21 protein-coding genes, 3 tRNA genes and 1 pseudogene are annotated in these 23,016 nt (G+C 40.2%); 7 read left to right on the top strand and 18 right to left on the bottom strand.

Translation table 11 applies throughout. The features are described from left to right. Positions 1–11: 11 nt before the first annotated feature. Both ADJ60_RS03235 and ADJ60_RS03230 read left to right on the top strand, forming a co-directional pair. Positions 12–593, top strand: coding sequence for a xanthine phosphoribosyltransferase (locus ADJ60_RS03235; protein WP_004256023.1), 582 nt, complete (start codon positions 12–14; stop codon positions 591–593). Further along, on the top strand, positions 593–1,855 hold the full coding sequence (locus ADJ60_RS03230) for a nucleobase:cation symporter-2 family protein (RefSeq protein ID WP_049543435.1): 1,263 nt from the start codon (positions 593–595) through the stop codon (positions 1,853–1,855). Before ADJ60_RS03235 ends, ADJ60_RS03230 begins: the two co-directional genes overlap by 1 nt. Positions 1,856–1,887: 32 nt before the next feature. Here the strand turns inward: ADJ60_RS03230 and ADJ60_RS03225 are convergent, their stop codons facing one another. From ADJ60_RS03225 to ADJ60_RS03215, 3 genes are all read right to left on the bottom strand, one after another. Then, positions 1,888–2,292: a PaaI family thioesterase gene (locus ADJ60_RS03225; RefSeq protein WP_000651198.1), complete on the bottom strand. Its 405-nt coding sequence runs from the start codon at positions 2,290–2,292 to the stop codon at positions 1,888–1,890. A 69-nt stretch (positions 2,293–2,361) separates the two neighbouring features. Then, positions 2,362–3,843: a UDP-glucose--hexose-1-phosphate uridylyltransferase gene (locus tag ADJ60_RS03220; protein WP_049543433.1), complete on the bottom strand. Its 1,482-nt coding sequence runs from the start codon at positions 3,841–3,843 to the stop codon at positions 2,362–2,364. 18 nt (positions 3,844–3,861) lie between these two features. Continuing rightward, positions 3,862–5,040 carry a galactokinase gene (locus ADJ60_RS03215; protein WP_049543431.1) on the bottom strand — a complete coding sequence of 393 codons (1,179 nt, stop codon included), beginning with the start codon at positions 5,038–5,040 and terminating at the stop codon, positions 3,862–3,864. A gap of 164 nt (positions 5,041–5,204) precedes the next feature. Between ADJ60_RS03215 and galR the strand changes: the two genes are divergently transcribed. Beyond that, complete coding sequence (gene galR / locus ADJ60_RS03210) at positions 5,205–6,209, top strand: DNA-binding transcriptional regulator GalR (protein ID WP_049491335.1); 1,005 nt, start codon at positions 5,205–5,207, stop codon at positions 6,207–6,209. Positions 6,210–6,242: 33 nt separating this feature from the next. On the opposite strand, the gene ADJ60_RS03205 is transcribed toward galR, so the two are convergent. Beyond that, positions 6,243–7,133 carry a cation diffusion facilitator family transporter gene (locus tag ADJ60_RS03205; RefSeq protein ID WP_049543429.1) on the bottom strand — a complete coding sequence of 297 codons (891 nt, stop codon included), beginning with the start codon at positions 7,131–7,133 and terminating at the stop codon, positions 6,243–6,245. A 132-nt stretch (positions 7,134–7,265) separates the two neighbouring features. On the opposite strand from ADJ60_RS03205, the gene ADJ60_RS03200 reads away from it, so the two are divergent. Further along, the gene (locus ADJ60_RS03200) at positions 7,266–7,820 is read left to right on the top strand and encodes a TetR/AcrR family transcriptional regulator (RefSeq protein WP_000166618.1); all 555 of its coding nucleotides are present in this window, start codon (positions 7,266–7,268) and stop codon (positions 7,818–7,820) included. Positions 7,821–7,846: 26 nt separating this feature from the next. Next, positions 7,847–8,179 carry a hypothetical protein gene (locus ADJ60_RS03195; RefSeq protein WP_000958147.1) on the top strand — a complete coding sequence of 111 codons (333 nt, stop codon included), beginning with the start codon at positions 7,847–7,849 and terminating at the stop codon, positions 8,177–8,179. Between the two features lie 33 nt (positions 8,180–8,212). Here the strand turns inward: ADJ60_RS03195 and pnuC are convergent, their stop codons facing one another. The 11 genes and pseudogenes from pnuC to ADJ60_RS03145 all read right to left on the bottom strand — a co-directional run bounded on the left by pnuC (position 8,213) and on the right by ADJ60_RS03145 (position 20,577). After that, a complete protein-coding gene (gene pnuC / locus ADJ60_RS03190; RefSeq protein WP_000014133.1) occupies positions 8,213–8,950 on the bottom strand; it encodes a nicotinamide riboside transporter PnuC in 738 nt (245 codons plus the stop codon). Positions 8,951–9,339: 389 nt separating this feature from the next. Next, the gene (locus tag ADJ60_RS03185; RefSeq protein WP_049543424.1) at positions 9,340–10,860 is read right to left on the bottom strand and encodes an ABC transporter permease/substrate-binding protein; all 1,521 of its coding nucleotides are present in this window, start codon (positions 10,858–10,860) and stop codon (positions 9,340–9,342) included. Next, a complete protein-coding gene (locus ADJ60_RS03180) occupies positions 10,853–11,581 on the bottom strand; it encodes an ABC transporter ATP-binding protein (protein ID WP_049543421.1) in 729 nt (242 codons plus the stop codon). The genes ADJ60_RS03185 and ADJ60_RS03180 overlap by 8 nt, the downstream gene beginning before the upstream one ends. A gap of 14 nt (positions 11,582–11,595) precedes the next feature. Then, positions 11,596–11,787: pseudogene (locus ADJ60_RS10995) on the bottom strand (polyketide cyclase); the annotation flags it as partial. A 34-nt stretch (positions 11,788–11,821) separates the two neighbouring features. Beyond that, positions 11,822–12,265, bottom strand: coding sequence for a MarR family winged helix-turn-helix transcriptional regulator (locus ADJ60_RS03175; protein ID WP_020903524.1), 444 nt, complete (start codon positions 12,263–12,265; stop codon positions 11,822–11,824). A 144-nt stretch (positions 12,266–12,409) separates the two neighbouring features. Continuing rightward, positions 12,410–13,603: an O-antigen ligase family protein gene (locus ADJ60_RS03170; protein ID WP_049543419.1), complete on the bottom strand. Its 1,194-nt coding sequence runs from the start codon at positions 13,601–13,603 to the stop codon at positions 12,410–12,412. A 137-nt stretch (positions 13,604–13,740) separates the two neighbouring features. Continuing rightward, entirely contained in the window at positions 13,741–15,183 is a 1,443-nt protein-coding gene (gene gtfA / locus ADJ60_RS03165) for a sucrose phosphorylase (protein ID WP_049543417.1), read from the bottom strand. Between the two features lie 205 nt (positions 15,184–15,388). After that, complete coding sequence (locus tag ADJ60_RS03160) at positions 15,389–16,222, bottom strand: carbohydrate ABC transporter permease (protein WP_049543414.1); 834 nt, start codon at positions 16,220–16,222, stop codon at positions 15,389–15,391. Between the two features lie 16 nt (positions 16,223–16,238). After that, a complete protein-coding gene (locus ADJ60_RS03155) occupies positions 16,239–17,111 on the bottom strand; it encodes a carbohydrate ABC transporter permease (RefSeq protein WP_001007686.1) in 873 nt (290 codons plus the stop codon). An 18-nt stretch (positions 17,112–17,129) separates the two neighbouring features. Then, positions 17,130–18,380 carry an extracellular solute-binding protein gene (locus ADJ60_RS03150; RefSeq protein WP_049543411.1) on the bottom strand — a complete coding sequence of 417 codons (1,251 nt, stop codon included), beginning with the start codon at positions 18,378–18,380 and terminating at the stop codon, positions 17,130–17,132. 34 nt (positions 18,381–18,414) lie between these two features. Then, positions 18,415–20,577, bottom strand: coding sequence for an alpha-galactosidase (locus tag ADJ60_RS03145; protein WP_049543409.1), 2,163 nt, complete (start codon positions 20,575–20,577; stop codon positions 18,415–18,417). A 107-nt stretch (positions 20,578–20,684) separates the two neighbouring features. Here ADJ60_RS03145 and ADJ60_RS03140 point away from each other — a divergent pair, with 107 nt between their 5' ends. Together ADJ60_RS03140 and birA are read left to right on the top strand one after the other, a co-directional pair. Beyond that, positions 20,685–21,545, top strand: a complete 861-nt coding sequence (locus tag ADJ60_RS03140) for an AraC family transcriptional regulator (protein WP_049543407.1) — start codon at positions 20,685–20,687, stop codon at positions 21,543–21,545. Beyond that, positions 21,542–22,477 carry a bifunctional biotin--[acetyl-CoA-carboxylase] ligase/biotin operon repressor BirA gene (birA, locus tag ADJ60_RS03135; RefSeq protein ID WP_049543405.1) on the top strand — a complete coding sequence of 312 codons (936 nt, stop codon included), beginning with the start codon at positions 21,542–21,544 and terminating at the stop codon, positions 22,475–22,477. Before ADJ60_RS03140 ends, birA begins: the two co-directional genes overlap by 4 nt. A 186-nt stretch (positions 22,478–22,663) precedes the next feature. Here the strand turns inward: birA and ADJ60_RS03130 are convergent. The 3 genes from ADJ60_RS03130 to ADJ60_RS03120 form a co-directional block, all read right to left on the bottom strand. Beyond that, positions 22,664–22,751 (bottom strand) — tRNA-Ser (locus tag ADJ60_RS03130). 6 nt (positions 22,752–22,757) lie between these two features. After that, positions 22,758–22,831: transfer RNA gene (locus tag ADJ60_RS03125), tRNA-Ile, on the bottom strand. 34 nt (positions 22,832–22,865) lie between these two features. Beyond that, positions 22,866–22,936 (bottom strand) — tRNA-Gly (locus ADJ60_RS03120). Positions 22,937–23,016: the final 80 nt, after the last annotated feature.

The raw sequence follows: 23,016 nt of genomic DNA, 5'->3' as shown, positions 1-23,016 counted from the left end.
TAGGAGGTCTTATGAAATTATTAGAAGAGCGCATCCTCAAGGATGGGCATATCTTGGGTGACAACATCCTCAAGGTGGATTCCTTTTTAACCCACCAAGTTGACTTTAGCTTGATGCGAGAGATTGGTAAGGTTTTTGCGGAAAAATTTACTGCTGCTGGCATTACCAAGGTTGTAACCATTGAAGCGTCGGGTATTGCCCCAGCTGTTTTTACAGCTGAAGCCTTAAATGTCCCTATGATTTTTGCTAAAAAAGCTAAGAACATTACCATGAACGAAGGTATCTTAACTGCCGAAGTTTACTCCTTTACCAAGCAAGTGACCAGCACCGTTTCTATCGCTGGAAAATTCCTCTCACCAGAGGACAAGGTCTTGATTATCGACGATTTCCTTGCTAATGGCCAAGCTGCCAAAGGCTTGATTCAAATTATTGAACAAGCTGGTGCCACAGTCGAAGCTATCGGTATTGTGATTGAAAAATCCTTCCAAGATGGACGTGATTTGCTTGAAAAAGCAGGCTACCCTGTTCTATCACTCGCTCGTTTGGATCGTTTTGAAAATGGTCAAGTCGTATTTAAGGAGGCAGATCTCTAATGCAAACTCAAGAAAAGCACTCGCAAGCAGCCGTTCTTGGCTTGCAGCACTTACTAGCCATGTACTCAGGATCTATCCTGGTTCCCATCATGATTGCGACAGCCCTTGGCTATTCAGCTGAGCAGTTGACCTACCTGATTTCTACAGATATATTCATGTGTGGGGTGGCAACCTTCCTCCAACTCCAACTCAACAAATACTTTGGAATTGGACTACCAGTCGTGCTCGGAGTTGCATTCCAGTCGGTCGCTCCCTTGATTATGATTGGGCAAAGCCATGGTAGTGGTGCTATGTTTGGTGCCCTTATCGCATCAGGGATTTACGTGGTTCTTGTTTCAGGCATCTTCTCAAAAGTTGCCAATCTCTTCCCATCTATCGTAACAGGATCTGTTATTACTACGATTGGTTTAACCTTGATCCCTGTCGCTATTGGAAATATGGGAAATAACGTTCCAGAGCCAACTGGTCAAAGTCTCTTGCTTGCAGCTATCACTGTTCTGATTATCCTCTTGATCAACATCTTTACTAAAGGATTTATCAAGTCTATCTCTATTTTGATTGGTCTGGTTGTTGGAACTGCCATTGCTGCTAGCATGGGCTTGGTTGATTTCTCTCCTGTTGCGGCAGCACCACTTGTCCATGTCCCAACTCCACTCTACTTTGGGATGCCAACCTTTGAAATCTCATCTATTGTCATGATGTGTATCATCGCAACAGTATCTATGGTTGAGTCGACTGGTGTTTACCTAGCCTTGTCTGATATCACGAAAGACCCAATCGACAGCACGCGCCTTCGCAACGGTTACCGCGCAGAAGGTTTGGCCGTACTTCTCGGAGGAATCTTTAACACCTTCCCTTACACAGGATTTTCACAAAACGTTGGTTTGGTTAAATTGTCAGGTATCAAGACTCGCCTGCCAATCTACTACGCAGCTGGTTTCCTGGTTCTCCTTGGACTCCTTCCTAAGTTTGGCGCCCTTGCCCAAATCATTCCAAGCCCTGTCCTCGGTGGTGCCATGCTGGTGATGTTTGGTTTTGTATCTATTCAAGGGATGCAAATCCTCGCTCGTGTTGACTTTGCTAACAATGAACACAACTTTCTTATCGCAGCAGTTTCCATCGCTGCAGGTGTCGGACTCAACAACAGTAATCTCTTTATCAGCATGCAGACAGCCTTCCAAATGTTCTTCTCAAACGGAATCGTCGTAGCCAGTCTACTCGCCATTGTCCTCAATGCAGTATTAAATCATAAAAAGAAATAAGAAAAAGAGGTGTGAGCCTCTTTTTTGTTTCTCTATATCCTTACCTGTCTGTCTTCTGACCGCTGGCCTGTGACAAACATGGTAAAGGTTGCCTTGCAGACGTTTCTGCCTTCTTGATTGGTAATATCCACATCCACCACACAGGTTGTGCGACCTTGATGGACACATTCTCCTTTAATGGTCAATACGTCGTCGAGTTTTCCTGCTTTGAGGTAGTTGATAGAGGACTGAAGTGTCACTCCATCAAGCCCCAGCGAGATAACCACCAAACCACTGATCTGGTCACAGAGAGTAAAGAGATAGCCACCATGTGCATTGCCATAGTAGTTGAGCGACGAATCCACTACTTTTGTCGTCACCACAACGTGACCATCTCTCATTTTTTCAATTTCGTAATTTTCAAAGGCAGATATAGCGTCAAAATGAAAATCTTTCATCGTTTCCTCCTGATATTTCAAACGACACTATGATACTACTTTTTATAGGACTGTGCAAGGAGAAAGCTCCTAGTCTGGCAAAATTCCAACCTGTTCCACAAAGCGCATAAAGGCTGCCTGTCCTTGTTCCGTTTGCTTGTAAACTCCTGCATCCTCAAGCACACGCGCAAAGATAGCACCCACAGAGTCCTTGACGATTTCAAGGGCTTTTTCTTTATCCGTTAAGTCTGGATGTTGAGCTTTAAGTTGGTCTGCCCATTCCTGATGATAGTCGGCAACTGTAACAGCTTCTCCTACAAGATAGCTAGCGACTTTCTCCACTTCCTCTTTCAGACGTGGGGGCAAGATTGCTAAGCCCATGACCTCAATCAAGCCGATATTTTCCTTCTTGATATGTTGAACATCCTTGTGGGGATGATAGATGCCATCAGGATGTTCTGCAGAAGTCTGATTGTCCCGCAAGACCAAGTCCAACTCAAACTGGCCATCACGTTTGCGCGCTATAGGTGTGATGGTGTGATGCGGTGTCCCATCAGTCTCTGCCAAAATCTGCACACTAGTATCTGAATACTGGCGCCATTCCTGCAAAATCTTGTCAGCTAAGTTGATTAAATCTTCTTTGGAAGCCGAAGTCAAACGTAGCACTGACATAGGCCACTTGACAATTCCAGCCTTGACCTGCTCAAAACCAGCAAATCGGAAGGTCTTTTGCAAGGGAGCCAATTCCATAGGAAAGACATGACGGCCTCCCTGATAGTGATCATGAGTTAGAATAGAGCCTCCCACAATCGGCAAGTCGGCATTAGAGCCTGCAAAATATCCTGGAAACTGCTCTACGATAGCAAGCAGACGTTCAAAGCTCTGACGACTAATGGCCATGGGACGATGCTGGCCATCTAAGAAAATACAATGCTCATTAAAGTAAGCATAGGGCGAATACTGGAAGCCCCACTCCTGACCAGCCATTTCAAAACGAATAATACGGTGGTTGCTGCGAGCTGGGTGGTTAACTCGACCATGGTAGCCCTCATTCTCTAGACAAAGCTGACACTGGGGATAATTGCTAGCTTGCACCAACTTGGCTGCCGCAATCTCTTTGGGATCCTTTTCAGGCTTAGAGAGATTGATGGTAATTTCAAGCTCTCCGTAATCAGATGGAACACGATAAGCGATATTTTTAGCAATGGCCTTGAGTTTAATGTAGTCATTCTTCTGACTGAGTTGGTAGAAATCCGCTATCGCTTGCTCAGGAGACTGGGCGTAGGTTGCCCAAAAGTCACGATTGACCTGACTCGGACAAGGGGTCACCAAGTCCATCAATTCAGCACCAAGGATTTCACGCGCAGTCTGACTATCCTCAATCGTCTCTAATCGAACGGCTTCCTCAACCAGCTGGTCCTTGAGATCAATCAATTTATCCAGATTGGTCTCAACTTCCAAAACACCATCTCCCACTCGTGCCAAGACACGATTGGTCAGGTAGATTCGATCCATTTCCTGAAATGAACTTTCAGCAATGACATGTGTTACAAATTTATCTACTAAGGTCACTATAGAGCCTCCTTTTAACTAGTCAAGGACGCGAGTGCCACCTGCAACTTCAGCGATATAGAAGCTTGGAGCGTAGCCAACTACTTCCTCGTAGTGTTTGCCAACAGCTTCCTTAAAGGCATCAACAGCATCTTTTTGCACCAAGGCAATGGCACATCCGCCAAAACCTGCCCCTGTCATACGAGCACCGAGAACTCCTTCTTGTGCCCAAGCTGTGTGAACAAGAGTATCCAATTCCAAACCAGTTACTTCATAATCATGCTCTAGGGAAACGTGTGACGCATTCATCAAACGACCAAATGTTTCCAAATCTCCTGCTTGAAGGGCTGCTTGAGCTTTGAGGGTACGTTGGTTTTCAAGCACAGCATGGCGAGCACGTTTCAAACGATTTTCATCTTTGATTAGGTAGCTGTATTGGTCAAAGGCCCACTCATCCAATTCACCCAAGGTCTGAATATCTAAAGCAACTTGCAATTCTTCCACTGCTTTTTCACACTCAGCACGACGTTCATTGTACTTAGAGTCAGCCAATTCACGGCGTTTATTGGTGTTCATAATAACAACGACATTGTCCTTTAAATCAAGCGGTACCAAATCATACTCTAAGGTGTTGGTATCAAGGTAAATAGCACGTTGGTCTGCACCCATACCGATAGCAAACTGGTCCATAATGCCAGAGTTGACTCCGATAAAGTTGTTTTCTGTTTGTTTTCCAATTTTTACCAAATCCAAACGGTCTAGTTTTAAATCAAAGAGATGCTCTGCCACAACCCCAGTCAAAAGTTCCAAGGACGCTGAAGAAGACAAGCCAGCACCATTTGGGATATTCCCATAAACATAAAAATCAAAACCTTTGTCAATCACGTGTCCAGCTTCTTGCAAGAAATGAAGGACACCTTTTGGATAGTTGGTCCAGTTGTGCTCTTTTTCAAACTTGAGGTCGGCGAGAGGCACTTCGATAATACCCTTGTCCTCAAAGTTAGCTGAGTAGAAACGTAAAACTTGGTCGTCACGCTTACGAGCTGCACCGTAAGTTCCCAAGGAAATAGCAGCAGGAAAAACGTGCCCACCGTTGTAGTCTGTGTGTTCACCAATCAAATTGATACGACCTGGTGAAAAGAAAGTTTGGTCTGCTTCTTGACCAAAAACAGCAAGAAAGTCTTTGCGAAGAGTTTCAGCAGTAAGATGTTGTGTCATATGATTTCTCCTTTTACTGTCCGTTAAGTCACCTTAACGTGTAATCGCTTTCTTCTATTGTATCCAAGGGATTTCCCAAGGTCAATCCTTTTTACTAAACTTTTACTAAACTATCAGTAAAATACAGAAAAATATGATATACTAACCTAAAAGAAGGAGGATTTATGGCTACCTTAAAAGACATTGCACAACTAGCTTCTGTCTCTATCGCGACCGTATCCCGTGTCCTAAACCGCGACCAGAGCCTATCTGTTACAGAAGAAACCAGACACCGTATTTTAACTGTTGCTGAAGAGTTGGGCTACACTAAGCACCTCAAGACAGGCGAGTCCCACAAGCCCAAGCAAAAGATTGCCATTATCCAATGGGTCAGCGAACAAGGGGAACTGGACGACCTCTACTACTACCAGATTCGCCTAGGCATAGAAAAAAGAGCCCAAGAACTGGACTATGATATTTTACGCTATTTTAATGACCATCCTTTTACACTGAGCGAGGAAGTCATCGGGATTCTCTGCATCGGAAAGTTTAGTCGAGCTCAGATCTCTGCCTTTGAAGAATACCAAAAGCCTCTTGTCTTTCTAGACAGTGATACTCTTTCACTAGGACATACCTGCATTATCACGGACTTTTACACTGCCATGAAACAGGTTGTCGATTATTTCCTCAGTCAAGGGATGGACCGTATCGGGATTCTAACAGGGCTTGAGGAAACAACAGACCAAGAAGAAATCATTGAGGATAAGCGGCTGGAAAATTTCAGAAACTACAGTCAAACAAAAGGAATCTATCATGATGAACTGGTCTTTCAAGGAAGCTTTACTGCCCAGTCTGGCTATGACTTAATGAAGGAGGCTATTCAGAACTTAGGAGACCAACTCCCACCAGCCTTTTTCGCAGCTAGCGATAGTTTAGCCATCGGTGCCCTCCGTGCGCTCCAAGAAGCTGGAATCAGCCTACCAGACCGCGTCAGCCTCATTTCCTTTAACGACACTAGTCTGACCAAGCAAGTCTATCCTCCCCTCTCCAGCATCACCGTCTATACCGAAGAAATGGGCAGAGCAGGCATGGATATTCTTAACAAGGAAGTACTCCACGGTCGCAAAATCCCTAGCCTGACTATGCTGGGAACCAGACTGACTCTGAGAGAGAGTACAAGGAATGAATAGGATAACAAAACGACCTCTAGCGAGGTCGCTTTTCTAATGATGATGCCCATGCTTCTGCTCTAATTCTCTCACCCTCCGCTTATGTTGCGCATGATTGCTTTGACTGCTATCTACTTCAATAGTGATATTCTGCACGCCTCTTTCTTCTAAACATTGACGCACCACTTCTTTGGTTTCCATCATCTGTTCCCAGTCCTTGATACAAATGTGAACAATAGCATTATTCTCTAGACCATCCATGGACCAAATGCTAAGTTGATTAACACTTTTGACATTGGGTAGAGCCTCTAAATCTTTCTCCAAATCACTTGTCTCGACCCCTTCTGGCACAGCATCTAGGAAAATTTTTAGTGCACTCCAAAAGCGTGGAATGGCTTTCGACAGAATAAAGATGGAAATGACCAGAGATAAAAGCGGATCGAGGATATACCAGTCCGTAAATCGAAGAATAATCGCCATTAGAATGACAGCCAACCAACCAAGAGTATCTTCCAAAAAATGCAAGCTAAGAATAGATTCATTCTTTGTTTTTCCCTTACGAACTACCAGACTAGCTAGCACATTGATAGCTACCGCAATGATTCCCAGCCAGAGAATCCCTTCCTCATTAACGGGTTGCGGGTGAGCGATCTTTGTGACATTTTCCAAAATCACTAGGACAGACCCTATCATAAGAATCACAGCCGTTAGCATGGCCCCTAAAAGACTAAAACGTTTGTAACCCAAGGTGTACTGTCTATCTTCTTCACGATTGGAAATCGTTTCTAAAAGGGCAGATATGCCAATGGCTATAGCATCTCCCAAGTCATGAACAGAATCAGCAAGAACTGCACTCGAACCAAAGATTCCTCCTGCGATAAACTCAACAATCGCATAGCTTAAATTTAAGAAAAAAGCTAACCAGATAGATGTTTTAGAACTCATTTCTCTCCCTCCTTTGGTATAATGGGTATATACATACTTCTTTCATTTGTATTATCTAATAAAATCCAAAGAAAGGATAGAAGCAAACTGTCAGTCCTGTTCAGTTCTGAACAGTTTGTCACTAGTGTCTATATGACAAAAAGAGACCGTCGAGTCAGCAAGACGAAAAAAGCCATCTACCAAGCTTTTTTACAACTTTTGAACGACAAGGGCTATGATGCCACTACTGTTCAGGATATCATTGACCTAGCAGATGTTGGGCGCTCCACTTTTTACTGTCACTACGAGAGTAAGGAACTCCTTTTAGATGAGCTCTGTCGCTACCTCTTTCATCATCTCTTTGAAAGGGAAGGACACTTGACTACCGAGGACTACCTCGCACATATCTTTTTACATTTTCAGAAAAACCAGGACCATGTCACCAGTCTCCTTTTTTCCAAAAACGACTACTTCCTCCGCCAACTACACAGGGAACTCAAACACCACGTTTATCCCATGGTGGCGGATGACTTGCAAGAAGCCTATCCAAACATTCCGGACTCCTACCTCCAGCATTTTGTTGTAACGAACTTTATCGAGACCCTAACTTGGTGGCTAAAAAAAGGAAAATCTTATACCGAAAACCAAGTGGTGAAATTTTACCTTGATGTAATAGAGATGACCTCTACAACTCCACTTGATAACTAAGCCTGAAACTCAGAAAGGAACCAACTATGTTAACTTCGATGATTCTAGGAATACTAACAATTGTACTAGCTCTCGCCTTCTCATTGCTTCACCTTGCTGCTGCTTTTTCAGCCATGAAACAAAAGAACTACAGTCTGGGAAACACGTGCATCTTGGTTGGCAGTTGCCTCACATCTCTGGCTCTAGCCATCTTTTACTTCGTTCCAGTTGCAACCATTCTTCTATGGATTGTGGGTTCGAGTATCGTCTGCTATGGAGCCTACTGGAACGGCCAACAGAAAGAAAAGCAACATATCTCGCACCACATCGTTCGTATAACGACCGCTATTATCATTACGGTATTATTCATTTTGCTCTAACACAAAAAGGATCAGATGATCCTTTTTTACTTTTTAAGCGCTTTTTGCTGCCTTGCTCCACTGATACCACCCAACTAGACTATTGATCAAGTAAATCAGGTATTTTCCTTGGATTTGCAGGCTTTCTCCCCACCAGAGATAGATTGAAAAGACAGTAGTAGCAGCCCAGAATATCCACTGTTCACGGTAAACAGCTGTCATGAGGATTTGCCCTACACCATTGGTCGCATCAGTGATAGAATCACGATAGGGACGATTAGCTCCGATAGACTGATAAATAAACCCAAAGGCCAACCACCAAAGAACACTAATAGAAAGATACTTTGTCCAACCCTTGCCGTCTAGTTTACGTGCGACAAACTCTTGTTGTTCTTTCTTAAACTGGGCTTGATAAATCCAAACCAAGAGACCAATTGGCTGCATAATTGTAAAATAGAGAGTTGTTAAAACCTCACCATAGAAGCCTTTCTGCAAAGCCAAGATAAGGTAAATGACAGAGTTAATCAAACCAAAAAGGTAATTACTTGCTCGACCTTCTGATACAAAGATGACACAGATAATTCCAGTCAGGCTACAAATCATCCCAACCCAGTCAACAATGCGGTGTTCATAAATCAACTCAAGCCAGATTGGAAAACTTCCTAAAACTAGCAGGTAAAGCCACTGGGAAAAACTACGATTGGCAAAGAGGTCATTCCAGATAGCCTTCATAGTTCCTGAAAATCCTAAATCAGCCATAGCAGCAACCATACGGCGGTAACCGCCAGACATTTCACCAAGAGTAATTTTGATATTCTTGAGTTTTGTTTACAAATAAGTCGTCATATTTTCTCCTTTTGTTTTTAAAGAGCCGTGTCTGGATAGACTTTCGGACGCAACGCTCTATTATATATCTACTGAACTGTCTATACACAGGATTTCCATCCTTAGTCGACATGAGCTGGAAATCTCTATTTGTTAAGTAGTTCACAACACATTATACACCTATTTTGTGAATAGTCAAGTGTATTTACAGTAAAATTTTAGAAAATCCTGAAAATTTCCTCTTATTTTCCATTTTGAAAGACATTCAGTAACTCTAATATCAAAAAAGCCCAGACAAGATTGTCTGAGCATTTTTCTATATAGTCGTTTAACCAAGTTGAGTTTAGCTTTTCAAGCTATTTTTTCAACAAACCTTGTTCTTGTAGAAATTCCTTGGCTACTTGTTCTGCTGACTTGCCTTCAACACCCACTTGATAGTTAAGCTGGCTCATCTGGCTTTCAGTAATTTTACCAGCCAATTTATTGAGAACTGTTTCCAACTCTGGATGTTTCTTGAGAAGAGCTTCTTTCATCAGTGGAGCCCCTTGATAAGGTGGAAAGAGTTGCTTGTCATCTTCCAAGACCTGCAAATCATAACGCGCCAATTCCGCATCGGTCGAATAGGCATCCGTAATTTGAATATCGCCTGACTGAATTGCCTGATAGCGAAGAGCTGGCTCCATGGTCGCTACATTGAGATTGAGACCATACATTGACTGCAAGCCCTTATTTCCATCTTCACGGTCATTAAACTCAAGTGTAAAGCCTGCCTTCAATTGCCCTTCCACTTTTTTCAAATCCGAAATGGTCTTCAAGCCATATTCTTGAGCAATCTTTTTCGGAACAGCTACAGCATAGGTATTTTGATAAGACATAGGTTTGAGATAGGCTAGATGATCCTGTTTGGCAATGCCATCACGCGCCACCTGATAAACCTGATCTGGCTCATGACTCACTTTCGGTGATGGTTGAAGTAGACTTTCAGTCACCGTACCAGTAAATTCAGGATAAATGTCAATATCGCCTTTTTTCAGAGCTTCATAAAGAAAGCTTGTCTTCCCAAAATTCGGTTTAACAGTCGCAGTCATACTAGTATTTTCTTCAATCAGCAACTTATACATATTGGCTAAAATTTCTGGTTCTGGACCCAATTTCCCAGCAATAACCAAGTTTTCTTTCTCTTTTTGAGCTAAGAGGGCTGGGCTATAAGACAGACCGAGCAATATTGTCACCAAGGCAAAACCAGAAAAAATCGTCCGCAATTTTGCTTTTTCCATCACTTTTAGCAGGAAATTAAAGGCAATGGCAAGCACTGCAGAAGAAAGGGCCCCAATCAAAATCAGACTGGCATTATTACGGTCAATTCCCAAAAGGATAAAGGAACCCAGTCCCCCTGCACCAATCAAGGCAGCCAAGGTTGCCGTACCGATAATCAAGACCGCTGCCGTCCGAATCCCAGACATCATAACAGGCATAGCAAGTGGAATTTCAAACTTCTTGAGTCGCTCCCACCTAGTCATCCCAAAGGCAATCCCAGCCTCTTGCAGGTTCGGATCAATTCCTTTCAGCCCAGTGATGGTATTTTGTAAAATCGGGAAGATCGCATAAATCACTAGAGCTGTCAAAGCAGGCAAGGTTCCAATTCCCATCAAGGGGATAAAAAGTCCCAACAAGGCCAGAGACGGGATGGTCTGGAAAATCCCTGCAATCTGTAAGACCCAATCCGCCAACTTCTCATGATAGCGAAGATAAACAGCCAAAGGAATCGCAAGCAAAATAGCTAGTAACAGGGTCAAAAGTGACAACTGCAAATGTTGAGATAGAGCTGTCAACCAATCACTAAAACGATCCTGAAAAGTTGCAATTAAATTAGTCATGAACACTACCTCCAAACAAGTCTGCTACAAATTCTGTTGCAGGGGCTTTTAAAATGGTCTCGGGATTCGCTACCTGGCGAATCTCTCCATCCTGCAAGACAGCAATACGGTCTGCCAATTTCAGAGCTTCATCCGTATCATGGGTTACAAAAATCGTTGTCATCCCAAATTCTTTATGCAATTCTTTCGTCAGAATCTGCAACTGTTTTCTCGAAATAGCATCCAAGGCTGAAAAAGGTTCATCCATGAGGAGAATCTTAGGCTGACCAATCATAGCACGAACAATACCGACCCGTTGCTGTTCTCCACCAGATAATTCATTAGGAAGTCGATGTCCATACTCAGCCACTGGTAAACCAACCTTAGCCAAAAGCTCTTCTGTTTTCTGAGCAATTTCTTCCTTAGTCCAACCCTTCATCTCAGGAATCAGGGCAATATTTTCCGCGACCGTTAGATTAGGAAAGAGAGCAATGGCCTGTAAAACATAACCAGTAGAAAGACGAAGTTCACGCTCATCATAGTCTTTGATACGCTTGCCATCCATATAAATATTTCCATCAGTCGGTTCCAAGAGGCGGTTGACCATCTTGATCATGGTCGTCTTACCTGATCCAGATGGACCAACTAAAACCATAAACTCGCCATTCTCAATCCGTAAATTAACATCTCTCAAGACATCTTTTTCTGTGTAGCGTAGCGCCACATTTTTGTATTCAATCATTCTGTATCCTCAATTTAAAACTTCCCTCTATTGGTCAAGTCTTCTACCTTAGGCATGACTTCCTTATTATCCCAATGTTCCACAATTTTCCCGTTTTCTAGACGGAAGATGTCATACTGGGCATAGGCAACTCCACCAATCTGAGTCTGACCATAGCTAACCACATAGTTTCCTTGTCCTAAGAGTTGGAAAACAAAGTCAAAAGTGGTCTTTACTTATAAACAGCTAATTTGCTCCATTTTAAACCTCATTTTCCTCCTCTTTCAGATTATCCAAAATTCTTTCTTGAAAGGCTTCAAACTGACGAATTTCTTCCTCTGAAAATCCTTTGTAAAAGATCGTATCCAATTTCTGACTGACACGATACCCCACTTCTTTCTGAGACTGCCCCAACTCTGTTAAAACCAAATACTTCTTACGCTTATCTTCTCCACATGGACTAATAGCTACAAGATTTTGTTCCTCTAGTTTTTTAATCATCGTCGTCAGTGTATTGTTAGCAAGCCCAGTCGCAAGCGCAATATCTGTTGCAGTTGCACAGCCAGTTTCACTATTCCATAAAACCGCTAAAATCTTGCCCTGCTCACTCCGATAAAGAGCTTCAGGGTCTTGGCTCAGTAACTTTTGAAAAATCCGCCCATTCAACAAACGAATATGATGGGCTAGCAAATGACTATCCTTCATAACACCTCCAATTTATTTCGATATCGAAAAGAATAAAACAATTGTAACACTCATCGTTCTAACTGTCAACTATTTCGATTTGGAAATAATTTTTCCCAGTAAAAAAATCTCCTACCCAAGGTAGAAGATTTTAATCTTATAAACTTAATCCGTCATGTCCGATACCAAAGTTCGATGCTCCAACGGAATACTGCACATAACTAGTAAGAAAATGAAACCTGACTGAATCCAGAAGAGGGCCAAGTCAAAAATTCCATGTACAGCAACCACTGTAAGGAAAGACAGATAAAGACCGATAATCGGACGTTTCCCCGACTCCTGACTCATATCCATCATCAATCGAACAGGAGCAACAGAAGACAAAACTAATAAAATAGTCCCCACAACTCCGTAACTCAGAATCGTATCAATATAAAGGCTGTGAGCATGTTCATGATAAGGAGCATTTATCCGAGGATACGAGTGCATGTAGGTCAATGGCCCCTCACCCCAAAAAGGATTTTGCTTAAACAAGGCCATCCCAGCATCCCAGATAGAAATTCGTTCCTCCATAGAAGAGTCTAAAGTCCCCATCCGAACTCCCAAATCACTGGAAAAGAGGAAACTCAAGCCAATCGCAAAGACCCCAATACTAAGCCAAAAGGCCTTCCAGTTTTTAATGGTCGTAAAGAGATAAATAATGGCTCCAGCGATAATAGCAGGAAAGGCGGTTCGATTTTGAGTAAAGTTCAATCCAAAGAGATTCACAAAGCCTGCAAACACACAGAATACTTTCAACCAATTCAACTTGGTCGTTGTAAACAGATAGAAGGCAATCATGATACAGAAACAACAAATAATTCCATAATAATTAGGATTAAAGAAGGTCACTTCTGCTCTATTCTGATGCCAGACCTGCATATTGGGTGAAAGAAAAGCATAGTTGAATTTCTTCACAATTTGGAAATGCTCTAAACTCGCAAAAGCAGCTGACAATACACTACCAAATAAGACGAGCTGCAAAATCAAGCGAAAGAATTTATGTGATAAAATCGACTGATAGTGCAAAAAGAAAATAGTAAAAAGAAAAATTCCTACCGAAGCCACAACTCCCATCCAATTTTGTGCAAAAACGGATATAACAGTACTATAGCCAAGAAAAAGAAGCAGCATCGGATGCTCCCCCATTTTCTGAAGAATACTTTTCATATCCCCTGTAAAAATTAAACTGATAATATATAAACAGAATACAACTACAAAAAGATAAAAGGGTAAAAAGATACTCAGGATAATTCCCAATAAAATCAGCTCTTTACTAGACAACCCTTTCAGCTTTTCAATAAAGCCTATTGATTTCAAAATGAATCCTTTCTCTCCAAATCAATTGATTCAGATAATAGTAAGCTACCCTATATTGTACCACTTTTTTAGCAATTTGAAAACAAAGGAAACGTTTTCTAAAATAAAAACCCTATTTTATCAACCATATCAAGGCTTCAAAATGTTACTTCAATTCCGTTCTCAATTACCCGATAAGTCTGATTTTGCAAATCAATTTCTGCTACTGCTGTTACGGACTTATCTTTATTTTGACGTTTGATTACAATGCTGTGGGCTGTTGGTGTTTTAACGTCAATAGTTCCTTCTAAATCAAATGCTTCTGAACGATTACGGAAAGAAAATAGATTGAGAAGGGCCTTCACTACAGGACGTTGGACTTCTTCTGCTATTTCCTCATTGCTATAGTAATGACGATTAATATTTCGACCTTCTTTGGTTTCTTCTAATAATTCCAGGTCATTCTTTCCTGCTAGTAGACCCACATAGTAGACTTGGGGAATACCTGGGGCAAAAGCTTGAATCAGACGGGCAAGGAAATACTTGACATCATCATCTCCAAGCGCAGAATAGTAGGTTGAATTGATTTGGTAGATATCTAGATTGTTATACTCTGCACTGGAGTACTTACGTTTGACATTCGCTCCAACCTTATAGAGCTCATTTGAAGCATAGTCAATTTCTTCATCGGTCAGGATATCCTTGACATCCACCACTCCAATCCCATCATGGGTATCTAGTGTCGTAAATTGCTTCATCGGGCTCATCTTTAACCACTTGGCTAAGCGCTCTGTTCTGGAACTGTAAAGAGTATAAAGAGTCACCATTGGAAGGGCAAAATCATAAACATAGTAATCATGATCCGCTATTTTAAACTGAATAGAATAATGTTCATGAATCTCAGGTAAGAGCTCTGTCCCATACTCAGCAGCGATATCTCGGACTTTATCCAACAAATCCCAAATATCTGGTTCCACAAAGAAATCATTGGTATCCAACTTCTTCACTGCATAAGCAAAGGCGTCTAGACGAATCAAATCACACCCGTTACTTGCCAAGTGCTGAATGGTCTTACGGATAAATTCCATCGTTACTTCTTTGGTCACATCAAGATCAATCTGCTCCTCACCAAAGGTATTCCACAAATGTTCCACTGAACCATCTTCAAACACAATCTCTTGCTTTGGTGCACGATCCTTACGCTTGTAAATTAAATCCACATCAGCTTGTGTCGGACGATTTTCTGGCCAAAACTTGTCCCAGTTTAAAAAGAGAGCTTTAAATTCACTGGCTTCATGTTTTTCTTGATAGTCCTTATAATACTTAGATTGACGAGAAATATGATTAATCATAAAGTCAAACATAAGATAATATTTTTCACCTAAACGTTTAATATCCTCCCAATCACCAAAAGCTGAGTCCACTTCGTCGTAGTCAACTGGCGCAAATCCACGATCACCTGTTGACGGGAAAAATGGTAGAAGGTGAACTCCCCCAATAGCATCCCCAAAATGCTCTTCCAAATTCGTATATAGATCTTTAAGATTATTTCCAAGACTATCAGAATAGGTAATCAACATGGTTTTATTTTGAATTGGCATCATTACTCTCCTTTTTAAATCGAAGCCAAGTCTCGTATGACCTGGCTTCGTAAATAAAAAATATTTTAAAATTTTTGTTCACATTGAACTCGTATTAATATAGATTGCAAGCAACTAAGTACTACTTTCTTGTTTTCTACATAGAATTGTCAACAAGCTGAACTGTTCCTCTGTATCAGGAATTATAGACTCCCTAAGCATTTTCTTACTTCACTGCCCCGTTGCTCATTCCCGAAATAATATGTTTTTGGAAGATGAGGTAGACAATGGTTATCGTTACAATTCCCACAATATAGGATGCAAAGCTTGGCCCATAGTCATTAAAGTACTGACCTTGGTAGTTGTACTGGAAGAGAGGCAAAGTCCACATCTTGGAATCCTTATTCAGAATCAACAGTGGCAACATAAAGTCATTCCAGAACCATAGTGCATTGATAATCAAGGTTGTAGCATGCATTGGTTTCAGCATTGGAAAGATAATTCGACGGTAAGTTGTAAATCGATCAGCCCCATCAATTTCTGCAGCTTCATCTAAACTATCTGGTACACTGATTTTTATATAACCAACATACAAGAAGAGAGTTTGTGGAATAGCATAAGTTAGGTAGAGTATTACCAACCCCCACATATTTGCTAGACCGAGTTTACTCATCATAACTGTGATGGGAATCATAATCACCTGAAATGGAACAAATATCCCTAAGATCAAGAGCGAATACATAATTGCAAAGGCTTTTTTCTTGGACATATTTCGAGCAATGGAATAGGCTGCAGCTGGTATAAAGAAGGCTACTACAATCAATGATAACACCGTAATAACAGCTGAATTCCAGAAATAGCCTCCAATCCCATCCGAAACCAATCGTTCATAATTGCTTAATGTAAAAGGATTTGGCAAACCAAAAAAATGATTCATGATATCCTTGGTTGTCTTGAAGGAACTGAAAACCGTTACCAACAAAGGAACAAGTATAAGAATACCACCTACTATCAAGAGGACATATTTCCAAAACTGATTCAATTTTTCTTCTTTTTTCATGTGTAAGACTCCCCTATTAGATTTCAAATTTCTTTGATAGTTTGATTTGGATAAGAGAAACAATTCCAATAATTAAGAATAAAATCAAGGCAATTGCATTCGCATATCCATATTGATTACTCTTGAAGGCATAGTTGTAGACTAAAAGGCCAAGAGACGTTGTAGCATTATTTGGACCACCACTCGTCAAGGCAAAAATTTGGTCAAAGGCTGTCAAACCGGACTTAAGAGCTAGGATAAAAACCATAGAAATCGTTGGTAGCAAATATGGTAATTCAATCTTCCAAAAAGTTTGTTTGCTTGTTGCACCATCAATTGATGCCGCCTCCAAAATATCACTTGGAATACTCTGAAGACCAGCAAGAAAGAGAATAATTGGCATTGCTACTCCTTGCCATAGAAGAACAAAAATAGTTGCCACTACCGCTCCAATTGGTGTTCCTAATAGACTTTCTTGTAAAAAACTAATCCCTAAAATTTTTCCAATCGTTGGAAGACCATAGTTGAAGAATTGTTTAAAAATCAAGGATACTGTCAAACCAGATAAAACAGCCGGGAAAAAGAACCAAGCTCTAAAGAAGGTCTGCCCCTTCATCTTAGAATTTAAGGCTCGTGCCACAACCATCCCAATCGTAATCTCTCCAATAATCAATGCCAGAGTTAAAATCAAAGTAAAGGCTATGGCTGTGAAGAATTTCCCATCAATCATTAGCAATTTGTAGTTGTTCAAACCAACAAATTTATAATTATAGGTCAATCCAGTCCAGTTAGTCAAACTATAGAAAGCACCTTGCACCATCGGAAAGTAAAAGAAGATAGCTTGTAAAGCAAGCGGGATGAGCAAAAATGTCCAACCCCAGTATTTATTTAAAAATTTTCGAATAGCCATATCATCTTAACTCCTATTCTAGTCCAAATCTGCCTTCATTGGATTAAAGAAAGCATTGAGATTGTTTGCCATATTTTTCAGATTTTTATCCATCAGGTAACCTGTACTTAGATTAAAAAAGTCTTCTTCAGAGTTCCAGCGTTGGCCCAACCAAACATAATGTTTATCCGTAAAGGCCAGTTTAGAAATCTCTGCAAGCGCTGAATCTTCTTTTTCCTGTATGCCTTTCACCGCAACTGGTGATCCATCTACATCATAATATGACTGCATAGCTTTTGGACTAGTCATATAGCTGATAAATTCTTCGGTTTCTTTAGGATGTTTGCTAGTAGCTGAAGTTGATAATGCCATGTCCCCTGCACCAACAGTGACTTCTTTTCCTGCTTCTTCTCCTGGGAAGGCAAACATCCCCACCTCAAATTTTGGATCCTGTTGATTAATTGCCGCTAACGCCCACGATCCTTGTGGCATCATAAAAGCTTTTTCATTCGAGAATGCTACCACCGCATCATTATAAGAGGCACCACGCCATCCATCTTGAGCATTATCTGCCAACAAATCTAGTCGTTCTGCATCTGCTTTTAAAATAGCATCATCTACAGAAATAGCATTTGGTTTTGAAAAGCGAAGATAGTTATTAGCTGCGTCTCCACTGCCTGTAATGGTAATGAGAGAAAGTTGGTGATAACCGTTTAATGTCCATCCTTCATTGCCTGCAACTGCAAACGGAGAATTCCCACTATCTTTTATCTTTTTAACAATCTCTTGAAACTCTTTAAAAGTCTTCGGTTCCTCAAGTCCTAATTCTTTAAACTTTGTTTTATTGTAATAGATTCCATAAAGGTTAGCAGTTAAAGGAACACTATAAATCTTATTATTGATTGCATACTTTTCTGCATAGTCATTCTTAATGTTCTCAAGATAAGATTTCCCTGTCATATCTGTAAAGTAACCTGCTTTTGCCCACTCCTGAAAATCCATATTTTGAGGATAGATATTAACAATATCTGGAACATCTCCTGATAAAATCCGAGTCTTCAGAACAATGCCAGCTGCCGGAACAGTCGTCAGTTTTACATCAATAGTAGGATGATCCTTTTCAAAATTATCTACAATTTTTTGCAAAGTATCCGCCATTTCGGTCTTCTGGTTAAAAAATTCAATCGTTACCTTTCCATCAGTCGATTGATTATTCTGACCACAAGCTGCTAGACCTAGTAAACTAGCCCCAGCGACTAAAAGAAAACCTGCTTTCTTATACCATTTCATTGGAAAGCCTCCTTTATAAATTTATACACCTTTATTATAGTCTTCTAAAAATATACTGTCTACTCAAAAAATCTCCTTGGGATAAAATAACAGTTAAACCCGCATACATTAGTTCTGCACCTGAGTAAACTTCGCCATTTTCCTGTAATTCATATAGTCCCTCTTCATCCAAATCTTTTAACTTTAAAGTTGTTTCCATAGTCTCTACAACTGATAAAACGCGAACGTAGGTTACAATCGTTTGATTTTTGTAATTAAATTGTAGAGCTGCTTCATTGGATGCAGTATCAGTATTAATTAGTCTATACTGTTGTCCTAACTGAACTACTGGTCGTAATTCTTTATACAAGTTCACCTGATTAGCAATCTCAGCTTTCTCTTCAGCTGATAAACTTGTCAAATCAAGCTCAAATCCCAAATTTCCCATCATTGCTACATGACCACGTGTTTCTAATGGTGTCGTTCTCCCCATCTGATGATTCGGTACTGCTGACACATGAGCCCCCATAGAAATTGTTGGATAGAGATAGGATGAACCGTATTGAATTGGTAAACGTGCAATAGCATCAGTATTATCACTAGCCCAGACTTGTGGGAAATAGCGCATCATACCAAGATCATTTCGTCCACCGCCACCAGAGCAGGACTCAAAGAGAATATGGCTGTGTTTCTCTGTTAGATAAGAAACGAGTTCATAAAGCCCAAGCATATACTGATGAGATTGCATCTTTGTCTCTAGATAGTTCGAACCATTCCCCAGATTAGTCATATTACGATTCATATCCCATTTAATGTAATCAATCTCATGATAAGATAGGAGTTGATCTAAGACATTTTTCAAGTATTCTACTACCTGAGGATTGGCAAGATTAAGTACTAATTGATTTCTAGAATAGGTATGCTCATATCCTGAAACCTGAATAGCCCAGTCAGGATGTTTACGATACAAATCACTATCTACAGAAATCATCTCAGGTTCTAACCAAAGCCCAAACTGCAAACCTCTGTCGTGGATAGCTGAAATCAGACTTTCAAGACTTCCACCCAGTTTTTTCTCATTAACAACCCAATCACCTAAAGCACGATTATCATCAAAACGATTGCCAAACCAACCATCATCTAATACAAAAAGCTCAATTCCAACTTTCTTAGCTTCATCAGCTAGCTCTAACAGCTTTTCTCTCTGAAAGTCAAAGTAAGTAGCTTCCCAGTTATTGATTAGAATTGGACGTTCTTTTTTAGAAAATTTACTTGGCATAATGTGCTTCAGTACAAAATTCTGACTTTCATGACTAACACCAGTTAATCCCTTATCTGAATAGGTCACTAAAGCTACCGGTGTTTCAAAGTATTCCTCAGGGTCTAACTTCCAAGAAAAGTTTTCCGGATTAATCCCAATAGCCAGCCGAACTTCATTCAATTGATTTTTTTGAACAAAAGCTTCAAAGTTTCCACTATACATTAGTTGAATAGCAAACACATTCCCAGCATCCTCTGTGACTCCTTGATCACATAGTAAAAGAACTGGTGTTTGAGCATGCCCAGAAGCTCCACGGTTCGAACTAATCGAAAAGATTCCTTGTTCTACCTGTTGACGTCTGACAGTCTTTTCACGAGCATAAGCACCCTGAAGAGTTACGATTTCGTAAGCTGCAGTAGGGAAATCAGCCATAAAAGAAAAATCTTTATGAATGACAACTTCCTGATTACTATTATTCTCTAATTTACTGTAGCTAGCAATTGTCGAATCATTATTAAAAGCAGTATAATACAAATTCAGACTAAGTTGAGCCTTAGAATCTTCTAACACTAAGACAAGAGTTTCTATATCATCCATGCTATGTGGAGAAGGTAAGCCCTGTGGACCATTCTGACCTTTTAAAATTTTTGCTTCTACAAATCGAAAGTCTGTTACTTCAGTTACACTATGCTGAATCTGTATAGTTGGTTTCCTAAAATCTCCTAAGCCATGTTGTCCAAAAATTTGACGTTGAGTATCTAAACTAAAGGTTCGATTAGTAGCTGTTGGATTTCCTGAAAAGGCATGGTCTCGTTCATAAACACTATTGGAACCTTTATAGTTCTTAATAGTCTTTCCTAAATGTTTCAAAAGTAAGTAACCATTTCGATTTTCAATAATCAAACTTAGATTTTTACTCTCAACATAAAATAGATTATTCTCTATCCTAACTCCCATTTACTTCACCTCATCACTTTATTGACTATATTTTATCATCTGAAATCGCTTTCTAAAATAGAAAAATGTCTCAAGAATATGGTAAAATGTTAGGTAGGAGGTAGCACATGCTAGTTTTTTCAGAATACCAGACTGGAACAATTGACCTTTCCCTAAGCTTTTATGGATATGAGGAATGCACACCTAGTTACTCTTTTGGTCCAGCAATTCGAGATACATACGTCCTGCATTACATTACCAAAGGACAAGGAACATTTCATTACAAGGGTAAAATTGTTGATTTAAAAGAGGGAGATTTCTTTCTATTAAAACCAGAGGAACTAACCTTTTATCAAGCAGATAGTAAAGAACCCTGGGCCTACTACTGGTTAGGAATCACTGGAGGGAAAGCTCCTGATTATTTTGCTCTTTCTCAAATTTCTGATCAATCCTATCTCATCCAATCTGAAACTTGTCATACCCAGACCACTGCAAAACTCATCTCAGACATTGTCCGCTTCGCTCAGATTACCAAATCAAATGAATTAGCTCAACTCCATATCATGGGACAACTCCATGAACTGATGTTTCATCTGGGAACTATTGCTCCCAATCAGAAAAAAAAGAATATTTCATCAACCCACCAACTCTATCTTGAATGCAAAAGATTAATTGATAGCCACTATCCCCAATCAATTACAATTCAAGATTTAGCAAAAGAACTATCCGTTCACAGAAGCTACTTATCAAGCGTATTCAAAGAATTTAACTCCTTATCCCCCAAAGAATACCTACTATACGTTCGAATGTATCGAGCTAAACAACTTCTCGAAAATACCCAAGAGTCCATCAAGGTAATTGCATACTCAGTAGGCTTTTCAGATCCACTACATTTTTCTAAAGCTTATAAACAATACTTTAACCAGACTCCAAGTCAAACAAGAAAAGAATATTCTCAACACCAACTAGTGAGAAAGGAAACACTATGAAATCCTACCAAGCCGTCTACCAAATTCTAGCTAAAGAAAGCGATTATATCAGCGGAGAAAAGATTGCAGAAGAACTATCCCTCAGTCGAACATCGATTTGGAAAGCCATCAAGCGTCTAGAACAAGAAGGCATTGAAATTGATAGTATCAAAAACAAAGGCTATAAGCTGGTGAATGGGGATCTTATTCTTCCGGAACTTCTAGAACAAAATCTTCCAATTAAAATCAGTTTTAAACCTGAAACAAGATCAACACAACTCGATGCAAAAGAAGCAATTGATTTAGGACATGAAGCAAACACTCTCTATCTAGCTTCCTATCAAACAGCTGGTCGAGGTCGTTTCCAACGTTCTTTCTACTCCCCACAAGGTGGCATTTATATGACACTCCATCTTAAACCAAATCTTCCTTACGACAAATTACCGTCCTACACACTACTTGTAGCTGGAGCTGTCTACAAAGCCATTAAGAACCTAACTTTAATAGATGTCGACATAAAATGGGTCAATGATATCTACCTAAACAATCATAAAATTGGAGGAATCCTCACTGAAGCAATGACCTCTGTAGAAACTGGCTTAGTCACAGATATCATTATTGGAGTAGGAATCAATTTTGCTATCAAAGACTTCCCTCAAGAATTAAAAGAAAAAGCTGCTAGTTTATTTAAAGTACCAGCACCTATAACAAGAAATGAATTAATCATTGAAATATGGCGTGTTTTCTTCGAAACACCAGCAGAAGAGCTATTATACTTATACAAAAAACAGTCATTTGTTCTAGGAAAAGAAGTGACTTTTAAACTAGATCAGAAAGACTACAAGGGATTTGCTAAAGATATCTCAGAAAATGGCAAACTTTTAGTTCAATGTGATAACGGAAAAGAAATCTGGCTCAATAGCGGAGAAATTTCACTCAAGAGTTGGAAGTAATAATAAACTAGCACAACCATAAAATCAACAATATATAAAAATTTAGTATTTCTTCAGCCCTATACAGTTGACAAAGAGCGCAAAAAAACTTCAGATAAGTAATCCAATTAAGTTTTACAAATCTGAAGTTTTTATTCTACTATTCTCTTAAAAATACAAAAAAAGAGTTATAAACTCTAAATAAAACGGAGAATAAGGGATTCGAACCCTTGCGCCAGTTACCCGACCTAACGATTTAGCAAACCGTCCTCTTCAGCCTCTTGAGTAATTCTCCTATTAATGGGCACGAGTGGACTCGAACCACCGACCTCACGCTTATCAGGCGTGCGCTCTAACCACCTGAGCTACGCGCCCAAGTTAAAAACTTGGTAATTTGAACAAAGTTCAAAGCGGGTGACGAGAATCGAACTCGCGACAACAGCTTGGAAGGCTGTAGTTTTACCACTAAACTACACCCGCATATATACTATTAATAAAAATGGCGCGAGACGGAATCGAACCGCCGACACATGGAGCTTCAATCCATTGCTCTACCAACT

Source organism: Streptococcus pseudopneumoniae (assembly GCF_001076775.1).
Taxonomy (GTDB): Bacteria; Bacillota; Bacilli; order Lactobacillales; family Streptococcaceae; genus Streptococcus; species Streptococcus pseudopneumoniae_G.
The sequence above is the reverse complement of the archived record's forward strand: the minus strand, read 5'-3'. Positions and strand labels throughout refer to the sequence as shown.

Coding starts and splice junctions, on each gene's coding strand:
- ADJ60_RS03235 (WP_004256023.1), top strand. CDS start 12: ATGAAATTATTAGAAGAGCGCATCCTCAAGGATGGGCATATCTTGGGT.
- ADJ60_RS03230 (WP_049543435.1), top strand. CDS start 593: ATGCAAACTCAAGAAAAGCACTCGCAAGCAGCCGTTCTTGGCTTGCAG.
- ADJ60_RS03225 (WP_000651198.1), bottom strand. CDS start 2,292: ATGAAAGATTTTCATTTTGACGCTATATCTGCCTTTGAAAATTACGAA.
- ADJ60_RS03215 (WP_049543431.1), bottom strand. CDS start 5,040: ATGACACAACATCTTACTGCTGAAACTCTTCGCAAAGACTTTCTTGCT.
- galR (WP_049491335.1), top strand. CDS start 5,205: ATGGCTACCTTAAAAGACATTGCACAACTAGCTTCTGTCTCTATCGCG.
- ADJ60_RS03205 (WP_049543429.1), bottom strand. CDS start 7,133: ATGAGTTCTAAAACATCTATCTGGTTAGCTTTTTTCTTAAATTTAAGC.
- ADJ60_RS03200 (WP_000166618.1), top strand. CDS start 7,266: ATGACAAAAAGAGACCGTCGAGTCAGCAAGACGAAAAAAGCCATCTAC.
- ADJ60_RS03195 (WP_000958147.1), top strand. CDS start 7,847: ATGTTAACTTCGATGATTCTAGGAATACTAACAATTGTACTAGCTCTC.
- pnuC (WP_000014133.1), bottom strand. CDS start 8,950: ATGTCTGGCGGTTACCGCCGTATGGTTGCTGCTATGGCTGATTTAGGA.
- ADJ60_RS03185 (WP_049543424.1), bottom strand. CDS start 10,860: ATGACTAATTTAATTGCAACTTTTCAGGATCGTTTTAGTGATTGGTTG.
- ADJ60_RS03180 (WP_049543421.1), bottom strand. CDS start 11,581: ATGATTGAATACAAAAATGTGGCGCTACGCTACACAGAAAAAGATGTC.
- ADJ60_RS03175 (WP_020903524.1), bottom strand. CDS start 12,265: ATGAAGGATAGTCATTTGCTAGCCCATCATATTCGTTTGTTGAATGGG.
- gtfA (WP_049543417.1), bottom strand. CDS start 15,183: ATGCCAATTCAAAATAAAACCATGTTGATTACCTATTCTGATAGTCTT.
- ADJ60_RS03160 (WP_049543414.1), bottom strand. CDS start 16,222: ATGAAAAAAGAAGAAAAATTGAATCAGTTTTGGAAATATGTCCTCTTG.
- ADJ60_RS03155 (WP_001007686.1), bottom strand. CDS start 17,111: ATGGCTATTCGAAAATTTTTAAATAAATACTGGGGTTGGACATTTTTG.
- ADJ60_RS03150 (WP_049543411.1), bottom strand. CDS start 18,380: ATGAAATGGTATAAGAAAGCAGGTTTTCTTTTAGTCGCTGGGGCTAGT.
- ADJ60_RS03145 (WP_049543409.1), bottom strand. CDS start 20,577: ATGGGAGTTAGGATAGAGAATAATCTATTTTATGTTGAGAGTAAAAAT.
- ADJ60_RS03140 (WP_049543407.1), top strand. CDS start 20,685: ATGCTAGTTTTTTCAGAATACCAGACTGGAACAATTGACCTTTCCCTA.
- birA (WP_049543405.1), top strand. CDS start 21,542: ATGAAATCCTACCAAGCCGTCTACCAAATTCTAGCTAAAGAAAGCGAT.